The organism is Lysinibacillus sp. FSL P2-0066 (genome assembly GCF_037969495.1).
GTDB classification, from domain to species: Bacteria; Bacillota; Bacilli; order Bacillales_A; family Planococcaceae; genus Lysinibacillus; species Lysinibacillus boronitolerans.
Genome location: NZ_CP150202.1, coordinates 2,204,573 through 2,218,515, shown reverse-complemented (window position 1 = coordinate 2,218,515; position 13,943 = coordinate 2,204,573). Strand labels below are relative to the sequence as shown.

12 protein-coding genes and 1 other annotated feature are annotated in these 13,943 nt (G+C 34.6%); all 12 genes read right to left on the bottom strand.

All coding sequences use genetic code 11. From position 1 onward, the window contains the following. Window positions 1-22: 22 nt before the first annotated feature. Window positions 23-1,204: an MFS transporter gene (locus tag MKZ14_RS10970; RefSeq protein WP_333004079.1), complete on the bottom strand. Its 1,182-nt coding sequence runs from the start codon at window positions 1,202-1,204 to the stop codon at window positions 23-25. 130 nt (window positions 1,205-1,334) lie between these two features. After that, the gene (gene argS / locus MKZ14_RS10965) at window positions 1,335-3,008 is read right to left on the bottom strand and encodes an arginine--tRNA ligase (protein WP_333004080.1); all 1,674 of its coding nucleotides are present in this window, start codon (window positions 3,006-3,008) and stop codon (window positions 1,335-1,337) included. A 41-nt stretch (window positions 3,009-3,049) separates the two neighbouring features. Beyond that, window positions 3,050-3,269: a binding site (T-box leader), on the bottom strand. An 80-nt stretch (window positions 3,270-3,349) separates the two neighbouring features. Next, entirely contained in the window at window positions 3,350-5,236 is a 1,887-nt protein-coding gene (locus MKZ14_RS10960) for an FAD-dependent oxidoreductase (protein WP_339280958.1), read from the bottom strand. An 869-nt stretch (window positions 5,237-6,105) separates the two neighbouring features. Continuing rightward, window positions 6,106-6,963 carry an SHOCT domain-containing protein gene (locus MKZ14_RS10955; RefSeq protein WP_339280957.1) on the bottom strand — a complete coding sequence of 286 codons (858 nt, stop codon included), beginning with the start codon at window positions 6,961-6,963 and terminating at the stop codon, window positions 6,106-6,108. Between the two features lie 133 nt (window positions 6,964-7,096). Further along, window positions 7,097-7,702 carry a hypothetical protein gene (locus MKZ14_RS10950; protein ID WP_339280956.1) on the bottom strand — a complete coding sequence of 202 codons (606 nt, stop codon included), beginning with the start codon at window positions 7,700-7,702 and terminating at the stop codon, window positions 7,097-7,099. A gap of 11 nt (window positions 7,703-7,713) precedes the next feature. Continuing rightward, the gene (locus MKZ14_RS10945; RefSeq protein WP_339280955.1) at window positions 7,714-8,022 is read right to left on the bottom strand and encodes a hypothetical protein; all 309 of its coding nucleotides are present in this window, start codon (window positions 8,020-8,022) and stop codon (window positions 7,714-7,716) included. 262 nt (window positions 8,023-8,284) lie between these two features. Beyond that, window positions 8,285-8,611: a hypothetical protein gene (locus MKZ14_RS10940; RefSeq protein ID WP_339280954.1), complete on the bottom strand. Its 327-nt coding sequence runs from the start codon at window positions 8,609-8,611 to the stop codon at window positions 8,285-8,287. 234 nt (window positions 8,612-8,845) lie between these two features. Next, window positions 8,846-10,171, bottom strand: a complete 1,326-nt coding sequence (locus MKZ14_RS10935; RefSeq protein WP_339280953.1) for a phage portal protein — start codon at window positions 10,169-10,171, stop codon at window positions 8,846-8,848. 61 nt (window positions 10,172-10,232) lie between these two features. Next, the gene (locus MKZ14_RS10930) at window positions 10,233-10,538 is read right to left on the bottom strand and encodes a hypothetical protein (protein ID WP_339280952.1); all 306 of its coding nucleotides are present in this window, start codon (window positions 10,536-10,538) and stop codon (window positions 10,233-10,235) included. 91 nt (window positions 10,539-10,629) lie between these two features. After that, a complete protein-coding gene (locus tag MKZ14_RS10925; RefSeq protein ID WP_339280951.1) occupies window positions 10,630-12,216 on the bottom strand; it encodes a terminase family protein in 1,587 nt (528 codons plus the stop codon). A gap of 1 nt (window position 12,217) precedes the next feature. After that, window positions 12,218-12,598, bottom strand: coding sequence for a hypothetical protein (locus MKZ14_RS10920; RefSeq protein ID WP_339280950.1), 381 nt, complete (start codon window positions 12,596-12,598; stop codon window positions 12,218-12,220). A 287-nt stretch (window positions 12,599-12,885) separates the two neighbouring features. Beyond that, window positions 12,886-13,857, bottom strand: coding sequence for a hypothetical protein (locus tag MKZ14_RS10915; protein ID WP_339280949.1), 972 nt, complete (start codon window positions 13,855-13,857; stop codon window positions 12,886-12,888). Window positions 13,858-13,943 lie beyond the last annotated feature (86 nt).

Sequence of the window (13,943 nt, the reverse complement as noted above, 5' to 3'; positions counted from 1 at the left end):
TGTGCAACCTGACACATGTCTCTTACAATGATTTTTTCCTTAATAGTCCTGTCGTTACTAGAATGCCGAGCATTAATAGTACAAAGATCAGATACGTCCATATATGGTTGCTAGTTAGGTCATAGCAAACGCCTATTAGAATGGGGATAATGGCACTTACCATAAAGCCTCCTGCCAACACCATAGATGACCAACTAGTGGCCTCCTGATCATTTTTGGCTTCATCAAGAGGCAACAATAGGCCGATTGGAAACAGCCCACTTAACACAATACCAATTAATAAAACAGCCAGCCATAGGTAAATACCTGTTGTCAGCCACAGCAGCATAAATCCTATCACGCCAACAAAGCTTAACACTAGTAGCCATGCCATTCGACTGGGCCATTTTTCCATGAACATTGGTACCGCCATATTCCCTATCATTTGTACAATCGACATAATGGTCAGCATGGTACTTGCTGCCTCTAATGACAGGCCTTTATCCTGCAATAGCGGTGTAAGCCATGACATGATTGAGAAAAAAAGTGATGTTTGTAAACCAAAGTACAGTAAGATTACCCAGGCACGTCTAGATGTCCACGGATTACGGACATCTTCTGACGCAGTTACTTGGTGTAGCTGCTCGTTGTGTTCGGATGGAATTGCCGCTAGCCAGATAGCGAGAGCAACTATCGCAAGGATTGACCACATACCAAGGGCGATTGTCCAGCTATTACTGAAACTCTGATAAAAAGTCACGGTTAAGGCTGCACTTAAAGTAGCCCCTACGCCTATACCGAATGAATAGATACCGACTACTGTCGTAAAGCGTTCTGGAAACTTTTTCTTAATATAAGCATTTAGAATAGGACCAATCATTGCAATCGCTAAGCCTGCCGCAAAGCTTGTCACGATGAGCAAGAGATAGCTTGCTTGGAAAAAGCGTAGCCCATTCGCGACGACCAGGATAGCCACTAAAAGGGTGATAGCTGATTTCGTGCCCATTTTTCGCTGAAGCGGGACAGCCAATGGAGCAAATAATCCCATACAAAAAACGGGAATCGCTGTGAGAAAGCTCATGCTTGTATTCGAGACATGTAAGGATGTCATGAGGATGTTAAAAAGAGGTCCTATTCCCGTGACGGCTGGTCTCATATTAAGTGCAACAAAAAATATACTAATGACTACGAAGGTGAGTGAAATGGTCCATTGTTTTTTAGCCATTTGTTCGATCCTCTCTACTATTACGCAGCCTTCATTTATGAAAAGCTTGCATGGATTCCTCTATCCTTTTATCATGTTTTCGAAGGATGGTCAATCATTGGCCAGTTTGCCTTTAAATGGCTATTGTTTATTACATATTTTCTGGTGCTTCAATACCTAATAAGGCTAATGACTCTTTTAAAACAATGGCGACACTCTGACATAGTGCAAGACGGGATGCTTGCTGTTCATCATCTGCTACTATTTTGTGCTGTGCATAATATTTATTGAATAAGCGTGCCAATTGTAAGGCATATTTCGCTATTTGAGACGGATCAGCCTGCTCAAAAGCCATAGCTACCGTTTTGGGAAACTGTTCTAGTAATAAGATAATCGGCCAAGCCAGCTCTCCTAAAGAATTCAATATCTTACCTTGAGTCGGAGCTTTCGCTTTATCTAAAATAGAGCAAATACGCGCATACGTATACTGTACATATGGACCTGTTTCGCCTTCAAAATTCATCATCTGCTCGATTGAAAATTCAATATCGTTTAGACGATGGGATTTTAAATCATTAAAAATTACCGCTCCAACCCCCACTTGCTGTGCTACTTGCTCTTTATTTGAAAGATGAGGATTTTTCTGCTCAATATTACGCTTTGCCGTCGCAATGGCCTCAGCTAGCACATCTGCTAATAACACCACCTTGCCTTTACGAGTCGACATTTTTTTGCCATCCTTCAGCATCATGCCAAATGGGACATGCTGCAGATTCTTTGCCCAAGGATCGCCCATTTTTTCGATGACCTGAAAAAGTTGTTTAAAGTGGAGGGACTGCTCATTACCAACGACATAGAACATCTTTTCGGGCTGATAGTGCTGTTGACGATACAGGGCGGCTGCTAAATCACGCGTCGCATACAGCGTGGCACCATCCGTTTTCGTTATTAAACATGGAGGCATCTCCTCCATCTCCACAACATACGCACCGTCTGATTCTACGAGTAGCCCTTTGTCTTTTAGCGCTGTCACAACGGGCGTCATTTTGTCATTGTAAAAGGCTTCACCTGTAAAGGCATCAAAATCAATTCCTAACAGCTTATAGATTGTTTGAAACTCATCTAATGACACATCTCGGAACCATTGCCACAATGCTAGTGCCTCTGCATCACCATCCTCCAATGCTTTAAAGGCGGCACGAGCCTGTTCATTCAATGTTGGATCTTGCTCTGCCTCTTCATGAAATTTCACATAAATCTTTAGCAACTCCTTAATCGGTGACGCTGAAATAGCCTGTTTGTCCCCCCAAAGCTGATAGGCAACAATAAGCTTACCAAACTGTGTACCCCAGTCCCCTAAATGATTGATACGAATCGCTTGATAGCCATTTTTCTCTGCTATATTTGCTAAGGCATTGCCGATAACCGTTGAACGTAAATGTCCCATTGAGAAGGGCTTGGCAATATTAGGAGATGAAAAATCCAAGACGACCGTTCCCATCTTTGTTGAGCTAGTACCATATTGTTGCTTATCGCGTAGAATCTTGCTCAACACCTGTTGCGTTACCTGTTGCTGAGCTAGAAAAATATTGACATAGCCACCAACGGCTTGCACACGCTCGATACTGTCATGGTTTAATTGACTTGCTATTTGTGCTGCGATACTTTGTGGTGACTGTTTCCACACTTTTGCTAGGGTAAAGCATGGAAAGGCCACGTCCCCTAGCTCCAAGCTTTTTGGTTTTTCTAATAGTGACAATATTTCCTCCCCTGTTATTTGCTGCTTTAATACGACTGCTATACTATCGGCGATTTGTTTATTCATCTTGCTCCTCCTATCTAAATAAAAAAGCCCTCGCCTCTATAATTAGAGACGAGAGCATGATAATCCCGTGGTACCACTCTAGTTGCCATGTGACATGACCACTTTCCATTGTTAACGAGGTGACGCCCCGCTATTCTCTACTACTATTTCGAGAATCTTCTCCAAAGTGCGCTTCATTCATGGTTCCTGCATTAGGCTCCCACCATCCCTAACTCGCTTGCCAGTCTTCCCATCAATTACTCTCTTTTTCATCGAATTTTTTATGATTTTGACATATATTACAGGACTTTCTAATTGGCGTCAACCCTTTTTTACGTTGCCGTTTCAGCAAAAAACGCTCCTCACAATGAGGAACGTTCTTTTTCTACATAATGAATAACATCAGCCATAATCGCATACATCTCTTTTAATTTTAATTTCTTATTATCAGTGACTTTCTTCGCTACTTTCTCCGTGACGATTCCTTTTTCAACTAACGTATCCCAGCTAGTCGCATTGGATTCACCGATGAGGACATCAGCCAAATATTGGGCTAGCTCATCTCGCTCAATGGGTTCATCACCTTGATTATAAACTTTATTGATAACAATTTCGAGCTGATCCTTCATTTCTAATGCACTTTCTCTACCAGCACGTAGCATACTCTCTTTTAACATTTTCGCAAACTTTATTTTTGTCGCCTTACTATCTACTTTTAGGTCATTATCATAGCCACCCACTACAAGGCCGTAATTAATGAGCGTTTGAATGGCTTCATCATACCATTCTCCTTGATATGGGTACTCAATTGAAAATGAATCAACATAGGCACCTTGTTTAGCTAATTGCTTTCGTAATGTAGCGATTAATGATTTATCCTTACTCATGTCTCTAAAAGTTACATCGTGCTTCTGTGCAAGAGCAGCCGCAGTCCCAGCCGCTTCACCTGTCACCATCCCTGTTGGAACAATACGTGCACTACCAGCCGCGAGTGATGAGTAACCAGCAGAGCGTCCGACAACCAGTAAGCCATCAATGTCCTTCGGTACTAATGAACGGAATGGAATGGCATATTGCTTTGGTGATGCGATCACATAGCCGTAATCATGAGGCGTTTGCGCTTGCACATCGACTGGATAAGAGGCAATGCCAATGCTATCCCACTGATCACTATTTTTCCAAAGGTCTGCCATTGGTAATTGATACTCTGCCCAAATATGTCTTGTTTCTCGGACGTAGAGTTCTTCTGGATAGCTAACAATTTCAGCCTTTTCAAATCCTGGGAAGTTTGTTTGTAAATATTTTAGAATGTGTAACGTTTCTTTCTTCCCAGTGGCAATAGCCGCTTGTTTGGAGGATTCATTCAAGCCATCAATACCAAAAATCTGTAAGGCATTGATGAAATATTCATCATCTACACGAGCTAAGTTTAACCCTCGTAATCTTGTACCCTCTTGTAATGGCTTGTATTCATCATGCAGCTTTGTAAAGCCCCACATAACGGTATGATTTAAATTAGCACCGCCAAATACACCAGACTTAGCCGCTTTTTTTACTTCATCCCAATCGACATTTTTTAGATGCAGCATTAAAGTCACAGCCATACGCTTATCCTTTATGCCAATATCTTCTCCACCCACAAAGAATGGAACGCCTGACATGGCTGCAAAATCAGCATCCTGTGTAGCATCTATGAAAGATTTCCCCGTCACAACATATGTACCGTACTTATTTTTTAATTCCACGGACGTTAATTGTTGTTGTTTAACATTCGCTTTCACGATCTCGGTTTGCACGGATAAAGTTAAGTTGGGCTCTTCATCGATCAGCTTTTTAAAGGCTGCCTTAGCACCTACAATGCCAAAAGCGTCATTCCCTCTAACAAGCTCATGCCATTCCTTAAATATTCCCTCACTTATCGAGTTGTTATGGCCATCACGAGGAATGTCGAGGAAATTCAGCATACCATATGTAAATAATCCACCTAACTCTTGTCGTTTTTCGACCAACAATGTTTTTGCACCATTTCGAGCAGCAGCAACAGCAGCAGCAACACCCTCTGGTTCACCACCGATGACAATAACATCATATTCTGCCTCTATATGTTCAATTGGTTCTGGCTTTTTATACTCATCCACTAATTTATTGTATGCCATAGAGTTTGTTATTTCTTTAATAAAATAGTAGCTACCAAACCCAAGTAAAACTACTATTACACAAGTGGCTGTCCATAATAAGCCCTTACCCATAATATACCTCCAATTGTTAAATTTACCATCAATGTGTTTGTTTAATCATCATTCCCGCCTCAAGGGCTGAATGTCCTAGTTGAACGCAGGCATATCATTACCACAAATGAATAATTTTTTAGCTTATAGCATTCTCTATGAAATTATCATCAAGATAAATGAATGAAATCATTTATGAGGATTGTGATGTTTTTAGTCTAACATTAGCAACACCAATCTAGGATAAATGAAAGAGCCACGAGTAGCTGGCATTCAAAACGGGGATGGTCTTGTGGGCACCAGTGATGATTTACTTGACATATAAACAGTCAGAATCATTTTAGACGAAACCTTTGTGAATAAGCAACTAAAATCCCCATGGAAAATGATGTCATTTTTCTATTCTTTTTCAAAAATAGTTAATCACACTACAATAGACGCTCCACTCTCAAAGAAAGTTACACCAAATTTAATTTTTTTATTGTATCTTTATTCAGTTTATGTTTAACAAAAAATGTGGAAAGAACGCCAAACCTTGATTTAATAATGTTTATAGACTATGGAACATATTTCATGCTATACTAGAGCCATTGTGAAAAAAGGAGGAACTTGCATGATTCAAGTTAGTAATGTAGGTCTTCGCTATGGCGATCGTAAACTATTTGAAGACGTAAATATAAAATTCACTTCTGTCTAGTTTAACTAAATCATTAGCGAAGAAACGTTGATATATAGAGGTTTATATGGATTAAATTCGTTTGTAAGGTAGAAAAACATCTACTAATTAAATTTAATTACCTTTTATATTCCAACTATACACTATTTATTGCTACGTTTTCAAGTTTCTAATCAATAAAAAAAGAGGGAAATTACCCCTCTAATATAATCCTTTATAATCTATTCAGTATTTTCTGTTTTTGTTTATTAAATTCATCATCGGTTAAAATACCATCTATATTTAACTGCTTTAACTCTTTTAATTTATCAGACATATTAACTGTTTCCGAAGTGGTGGAATTAGAAGGAAGTTTTTCACTTGAATTATCTGCTTTAATAATATGAGTCAAAATACCATACCATTCCTTACAAACCATCATTGCGTCTTTATGGTTTGTAATTTGTAAACCAGTATCTACATTAGAAGAAAAGAAATTAACAATATAGATCGGATTATGGACATCATTAACAGTTATTAGTAAATTAATTTGTTTAACATCTTCTGTTGTAGTTTTGCTTCCAGAAGTACCACCAATTATCGCCCCTATTCCCCCTGCTAATACTCCACCAACCAATGCCCCACCTAGTTGTGAACTTCTTGATGTTTTAGTTACTGAAACTCCGTCTACCATTATTTCAACAGATAAAATATCTTTAAATGGTAGCAAAATAAATTTAAAATCATATTTACTTGATGTTTTTGACAAAAAAACAACATTTTTTATAGTGTTTAACCATAACCCCATTTGCTTATTGGTATCATCCAACACAATTTTTGATTCATAATTATATGCAATATATGATTTTGTATCTATTAATGTACCCTTTTCAGGATTAACAATATCCATTTTTTTATCTATTTCTTGTTTCAATTCAGTAATCCTATTAGAAGCCAATTTAAATCCAACAATAATACCTGCAAACACAAAAATACTAAAAACTATCCATGCAAATCCGCCTAAAGTAGGCGCTAAAATGAATAATAAAAATAACCCAACTAATTGAATCATGCATCCTGTGAAATAACCCATAATACCACTCCCAATGTATTTTGTAGTTATATATTACCAATAAAAACAAAGTCAGGAAACACCTATTTTTATGGGCGTGTGAAAATTGATATGGTAGCGTACAAAATAAAAAGTTAGGGGTATCCGCTTCTTGTCAATACTTTTCTAATCTTAAGTTAATTAATCCTTTCTTACTATAATCCACATTGATAATACGGAATGGTTTACCATATATATCTACCTTTTCATATGTACTTTCATTTAATTTAAAATATCCTCGAGATGCATCATTATCTTTTACTGTAATTTCATAAATAGGTTTAGTTAGATTAATCGCTTCATTAGATGAGATTGAAAAATCTTTGTATTTTAAAATACAATTTATATAACCTTTTAACACTTCTCTATCTTCATATACTGGACGTCCTAAATGGTCATTTCCTATTTTTACTTTCTCTATTACAATCCACGGTACAGCATAGTTACAATACTCTAATGTTCCCTTATACTTCCCCCCACGCATTTCTAAAACGTCAGACGTAACCATGTAGATATTATCGCTATGCTCATTGATCTTAGTATAGTCACCACTCTTAAATAATTCTAAGGAATGGATATGATAACTACTATTAGGGCTAAATGTAGAATTGCTAATAAATGCATTAATCGAAAATGGATTTTCCTCATAAAAGTTAAAATTATATGGAGTTTGGATTGACTTGATCGTATCTTTAATTAATTTATCATCTAATAACTTCATATAATCACCTCTCAATTGTAAAAAAGGAATGTGCTGCTACTATTATTGCTTACTTTAATCTGTCTAATCTTATTGTCTAGTTGGTCTATACGTGCCCTCAATGACTCATGGAGTTCACTCACTGTAAGGTCGTCTAGTTTTATTGACTTCATTAGCGTTATATCGTTAGCCACTCCCTCTAACACTGATAGAGCAGTAGCATAGATACCTTTTAAGTTAGATGTATCATTTGTATTATATGTATCAGTTGCTTGTAGTCCGTTCTCTGCAAGGTATATAGTTAACTGCTTATCATCTAACTCAATGCCTTGTATGTCCATCTTCAATCGTTGTAAATTAGTAATATTCATTCAATCATCCTTTCTAATTGTTAAATTCATATGCATACAATATACAGTTTTTACTTCCGATAATATAAGATTATGTAAACTAAAAGTAAGTAAGAAGTATTGATATATCAACGTTTGTCTACTGTACACAACTTTACCTTTATACATTTTTTATACATCATTGATATATCAACGTTTTTAGAATACTAAATACTAAGTAGTCACATGAAATCATGCATAAAATTATGTGGTTTTATACATTACCATTTCTTTCAATATTAGTTACTCGATCATCTAATGAATTTAATCCTTGTTCTAATGAAACTAATGACTTCTCCACTTGTAATAATGATTTAGAAGTTTGTTCCTGTATCTTATTTGATTCGGATAGATGCTCCATTAACTTATTCTCACGTTCCTTAGATTCTGCTCTATATTCATCATGCAAAGTAGTTAATTTATCTTCTTGCTTATCACTCTTTTCATATACCTTCTTTAAAATAAATCCTACTAATACTATGCAACACATAGCCCAAACTGCTGGGGACAATGCTACTTGTGATAACTGTTCTATTGTCATAATTATTCAATCCTTTTTTTATTTAATTTATTAATAGTAAGTTAATAACATTTTACTTTTCAAAATTGGAAAGTAGGTACGTGTTTATTTTATATAACAGAGCGTGAGTTTTTTAGCATATTCACTATAAAGCAAATTCCCTTGTCACTACTACATTTTAACTCAACTCGTACACACCTATTTCCCACTTTTCTATACTACGCTTCTATGTTATTCTGTGTTATTCATTTATAACTAAACTGTACCAACTGTATCATTACCATTATGTACATCATACTCTACACCTTTTAAACGACTCATCTCACGTGATTTATCTGTGACATAAGGCGATATTTCAACGATACTTTCTACACTAATAGCACCCATGTCAAATTGAGTTTTAAGGTTATCTAAAATTTCTTTATGATTACTTGGCATATCATACTGGAAGTTAAAATCTAAGGAGATCATCTCATCATCTGATACAGTAATACCTTTATATTTTAATAACCGCTGCACCTTTTCCCATCGTTCTGAGAAACCTTCTTTAAGGTACGTCTCGTTTACTCCTGCTTGTACATTTGCTAATGAAAACATCATACGGATTGATTCAGACGATAAGTTAGATACGTCACTCTTATTAAAAGCAACTGAGGGTGTAGCAGATACATCTAATAAATTCTGCATAAGTGTCTTATAAACTAAATCGAATGACTTACTATCTAATTGACCATTTACAAGCGAAAATGTACTACCATCATCCAATGTAAGTCCTGTACCAACGATTTCAGAGGGTATAGAGGTATTAGTAAGTTGTTGACCTGTTACGACGGCAATCGGATTAATAAATTTGTATATTGAGTCCGTATACTTACTAATTAAATCTTCTAAATTATTTAAGATTCCAATATAATCATCTAAATCTGACCTACCAATACGATCACTAAGTTCATTTACTGTTTTATAGTGTACTGGTAAACCACTAAGAGATGGACGCTCCCCCAATTTGGTGAATGTCTTACCCCCTTCATTTGACCATTCCTGAACGCTTTCACCTGTATATAAGTTATAGTAAGTGATACCATCAAACGTATAATGTTCTATAAATGCAATCATTTCGTTATAGTTGTTATAGACAGGTATGCCATTATCGGCACTAATCAACTTAGATTTAATTCGACCACTGTTATCTATGTATAAATACTCTGATACTTCACCAAATTTAAGTAATTGTGAAAGAATCTGCACGTTATTTTCATCAAACTTACCTAATTTATTCACCTTATTAAATTCTTTAACCATACTCTCATCACCAATTAGAGTAACCTTATTCTTTAATAAATACTGTGTCTTGAAATTCAGGATAGTCTTAGCAACTTGATTCACAATTCTACGTGGTTGAACATCCTCACCATTGTACTTAAAAGATTTGCGTTTCAATATTTCATGTTCACCGTTCAAGTAATTACGTATTTCCGAAACGTTTAATATACGACTTTGATTCTCGAATGAAGTTACTTCCTCAACAAACCATGTGACTTTATTTTTATGTTTGACTGCAATATAGTATTCTAAATTCATTTTCTACATCCTTTCTTTGATAAAATAAAAAACACCCTCACTAATGAGAGTGTTTAATATATTACTTATTTATTTCTTCGAAGAAGTTACCCCATTGCTCACTATTTTTTTCTTCATGATTCTTTACACCTTGTAATAAACCTATGATGTAGTTTAAAGTATCTTCTAAAACTATTTCTTCTGATAAGTAAATATCAATAATACTATTGGACTTTTCTATGAATTGTTTAGTACTATCTTTTGAATTATATTTATCTTGTAAATATAAAGTACATTCAGTAGTCCATTCACTAAAATTAGTAAAAGTTGTTTTATTAATATTACCTTTAAAACCTAAACCTCTTTGGATTAATTGTTCAATATTCAACTTAAATACCTCCTTTCTATCTACTACATTCGACATAAAGGTGAATAATTCCTCTTAATTTCAAATTTAAACTGAACATTTTCCATTTAAATCAGACATACCATTTATTTACCTTCATACCTTGTACAGATAAACATGCAGCAATCACTAAATCATCGTGATTTTTTTCTGTATTTCCTCGTTTGTTTCCTAATTTCCCGTTATTCTCTATGAACATTTGCATCTGTTGTAAAAGTTGCTTACATTCAATATTGATTAAGCCCTTTTCAAATTGTTCTTTAAAGTCGGATATCATAATTGCTTTCGTTTTCTCTGTTGTCATGTAACCTAGTTGTAACTTTTTCTTACCACGTTCATCAAAAATCTTCTGCTTATACATATTTTCATATCCAGATTCTTTTCTTAATCGCTCGATAACTGGCAAACCATAACTATTTTTTTCGACAACTAAAAAAGCGTAGTTATACCAACGTCCTAAAACGTCAATCAACTCCGCAAATTCATATACTGCTATTTTATTCGATTCAAATGTTAAAACCTGTTGCCCCTCATCATCAAAGCCAACAATTGTACTACTATCATTATTTCCACCTGATCCAGATGCAGTATCCACTCCAAAGTAATATTTTTTCCCCACTTGTGGAGAATCGAACAATGTAATACCCTTAGTAGCCCATTGTCGAATGCTCTCAGGTAAGTTTGAGCGTACTTCATTTTTATCAATTGGCTCTTTTGCATAAGATAAACGTTGTAATACCTTAGTTTGATTGAATACGCTATTACCTGTCGAAATAAAACTTTCTAATGGATTTGAAGGGTACTCCTGATAAAAGTCACTTTCTGATTCTAAATCTAACATCTTCCAACGTCTCCACGTTAATTGAGTTAATGTAGCACCTAACTTATGTAATGCCATTTCTTCCTCATCCAAATCCTCTCTAGTTAATTTTTTACCACCATTATTAGCCTTATACCAAGCAATAGATTCTGAATAATCATGTGCAAATTGTTTGGCATATAACTTATGATAGAAAGGTACAAAATAAGCGATATACTTAGATTTATTCTTCATGGCTTGCATATACATGCGATAGAAATGACTGCCTGTGCCATTAGAAGTTGTTTCAATTGTTAATTGACTATGTTCACCTTTTGCTAAAGATTGCTCTACAGATAATAATTGCTTTTCTTGATTACTATAAAAAGCCATCTCACTTAAATGCACGTAACTGTATGTTGATCCCCTACCTATATCTTTATTACCAGCAGTTACCGATTTAATTTTAGAACCATTTTTGAAACAGAGTTCATCCCTATTGTCTCTTAAAATGGCTGGGAACAGATTAGGATATTTATCTCTAGGTATAGCATCATTCATCTGTTTTAACTTCTCAAATAACGCTGTAGCACTATCACCCTTATAAGAAACAATTAGGATATTCTCATTTGGTTTAGTCAATGCTCTCCATAATGCACGACCTAATGTAAATGTAGAAATACCTGATTGCCTTGCTTTCCCAACTATTATAAACCTGTTACGCTGCATTAATTCATCAATTTCTAACTGTGCATCGTTCAATTCAAATTTAACTACATCATTATTATTATCTGTTATGTATATGAAATTCTTCGCAAATAGTGGGAAACTATCGAATACTTTTTTAATCTTTGCATCCATCTTATTCTAACTCCAACTCATCATATGTATTAGTGGACTGCTTCCCTTTATTTGCTTGTTTGTTATAAGCCTGTACTTGCTTTTGAAGGCCTAAAAGTAACTTTATTGACTTTTCATCACCTGTTAAGGCTTTTTCCTTTACAACGGCATAAATATCCTCTAAATCTTTACCTGCCTGTGACTCAATCATAATATTGACTAAATTGTGATATTCCTCTGTTTTCTCCCACTTCTTCATGTAAGATAAACTTTTACTTTTGATCTTATTGCATATTTCTTCTTCTGTTAATGGTACTTCTCTCAGGACACTTAAATTATGCTTCCACAAAAAATATTCTTTCTTCTTCCACGACACTGTATTTAATGCTTCATATATATTCATATTTTATTTCCTCCTTCAATTAAAAAAAGGTAATCCGATATTTTCGGACTACCCAATTTCGTTGTTCCACTCAGTAACTGCGGATAAGGTGAGTTTGCACCTGATAGTAATAATGTTACAGTCAGGTCTCTCCTCATACTACGACTAATTAAATTTCTAAAACCATACCATTTTAATAATATATATAATATATATTCCCATTTCTTATATATAGTAGAGTATTAATATAAAAGGTAAAGTATATTATATATATAGTTAAAAGTGTATGGTTTTAGAAAAACACAATTTTAAAATGGTAAATCGCTAAAATCTATATCAATTCCATCATGTGTAAATGTATCTTCATATTTAAATTTATCTTTAAACTTTTCTTTATACCATTTACTAGATATAAATTTAAGTTTTTCATATTCAATCTTGTCGGCTGAAAAGTTAGCACTCACATTTACTTTATGAGTAGATGCTTTTCTATCTTTCTTAGGTACTGCAAAACTGAAATATTCTACATTATGTACTGTTGTAATTAGATTATGTGAACGTAAAGCATTCATTATATTTGTAATACTATTTAATCCAATTCCTGTTTCTTGGGAAATACGTTTGTATGTAGCATTAAAATCATCATCAAATTTGTTACTTCTATCTAATAAATAAGCATATACATAGAATCCATTTGCACCTAAATCTTCATGGTTCATGCAGAATAGGAAAGTATCCATATCAATCATAGTAGTATCTGAGATGTCAAAGAATGTACCTTCTACATATCCATCGTCATATTCACGTTCAAATCCGAATACTGGATATTTACATGTTGCTCTGCGAGTGATTCCCATTTGTTCTCTCCACTCATCAACTGTTTCAAATTGAATTTCCTTACAAAACTCTTGAATTGTTGTGATTTTTGGTACTCTATTATCAAATTCATCGAATACCATTTCATTAATTACAGGAAATTCATTTGTAGTAGTAAGAATATCCTTTTGCTCAAGTAATCCATTCTTCTTAATTATGTAATTTACACGTTGTTCATTAGCATTGAAACCAAATAATTCTTTAATTTCCTCTACACTAGGTACATATCTATCATAAGTTGAATAGCGGTACATATACGTTTGTAAATAGATATAGGAATAAGCAAAACCAATGTGTACTGGCTTCAATTCCTTATCTTCTTTCATCTGTAATAGTTGTGGAAATAATTCATTTGGCATTGCTACTGATAAGTTGTATTGTTGTAAGTTTTCTTTTAATTTCATCTCTTAGTTACCTTCTTTTTTATAATATTTTATATGTATATAGAAAGGCACAACTCAAAACTGAATCATGCCTTATGTATTCAAAT

What these genes read in the sequence shown, in the direction of transcription:
- MKZ14_RS10970 (WP_333004079.1), bottom strand. Translation starts at nt 1,204, where the DNA reads ATGGCTAAAAAACAATGGACCATTTCACTCACCTTCGTAGTCATTAGT.
- argS (WP_333004080.1), bottom strand. Translation starts at nt 3,008, where the DNA reads ATGAATAAACAAATCGCCGATAGTATAGCAGTCGTATTAAAGCAGCAA.
- MKZ14_RS10960 (WP_339280958.1), bottom strand. Translation starts at nt 5,236, where the DNA reads ATGGGTAAGGGCTTATTATGGACAGCCACTTGTGTAATAGTAGTTTTA.
- MKZ14_RS10955 (WP_339280957.1), bottom strand. Translation starts at nt 6,963, where the DNA reads ATGGGTTATTTCACAGGATGCATGATTCAATTAGTTGGGTTATTTTTA.
- MKZ14_RS10950 (WP_339280956.1), bottom strand. Translation starts at nt 7,702, where the DNA reads ATGAAGTTATTAGATGATAAATTAATTAAAGATACGATCAAGTCAATC.
- MKZ14_RS10945 (WP_339280955.1), bottom strand. Translation starts at nt 8,022, where the DNA reads ATGGACATACAAGGCATTGAGTTAGATGATAAGCAGTTAACTATATAC.
- MKZ14_RS10940 (WP_339280954.1), bottom strand. Translation starts at nt 8,611, where the DNA reads ATGACAATAGAACAGTTATCACAAGTAGCATTGTCCCCAGCAGTTTGG.
- MKZ14_RS10935 (WP_339280953.1), bottom strand. Translation starts at nt 10,171, where the DNA reads ATGAATTTAGAATACTATATTGCAGTCAAACATAAAAATAAAGTCACA.
- MKZ14_RS10925 (WP_339280951.1), bottom strand. Translation starts at nt 12,216, where the DNA reads ATGGATGCAAAGATTAAAAAAGTATTCGATAGTTTCCCACTATTTGCG.
- MKZ14_RS10920 (WP_339280950.1), bottom strand. Translation starts at nt 12,598, where the DNA reads ATGAATATATATGAAGCATTAAATACAGTGTCGTGGAAGAAGAAAGAA.
- MKZ14_RS10915 (WP_339280949.1), bottom strand. Translation starts at nt 13,857, where the DNA reads ATGAAATTAAAAGAAAACTTACAACAATACAACTTATCAGTAGCAATG.